Source organism: Intestinimonas sp. HCP28S3_D6, from assembly GCF_052065695.1.
In the GTDB taxonomy this organism is placed as follows: domain Bacteria; phylum Bacillota; class Clostridia; order Oscillospirales; family Oscillospiraceae; genus Intestinimonas.
In genome coordinates, this window is sequence record NZ_JBQHTM010000161.1 from 1 (window position 1) to 342 (window position 342).

1 protein-coding gene is annotated in these 342 nt (G+C 40.1%); it reads right to left on the bottom strand.

All coding sequences use genetic code 11. The features are described 5' to 3' along the window. A partial coding sequence (locus ACTNBK_RS17225; protein WP_441147928.1) for a hypothetical protein occupies positions 1–342 on the bottom strand: 342 nt, incomplete at both ends.

Consider the following 342-nt stretch of genomic DNA (forward strand, 5'->3'; position numbering starts at 1 on the left):
AATGAATACATTCCCTTCAAAACACCTAAATCGCTAAGGTATTTGAAGATGAAAATCTCAACAAAGGTGTACAAACAATTTTCAGGCGTAGCGCCCGAAACAGCCCATAAATCTTGCCATACTTTTTCGGCCAGAGGCAGAGGATCAACAGACGCAGCAGCCTTGATTTGATTATTGGTAGCATTAATAGAGGCTCGAATCTTATTGATGAGGGTAATACACTCTGTGCTGCTCTTGTCAAAATTTAATGTAATGCGGCTACCATCTTCCTGTAGAATTTCTTGACCGGTAGCGGGGTTAATCCAAAAAGTTTTCTTGCCGTCAGTAACAATGTAAACTTTT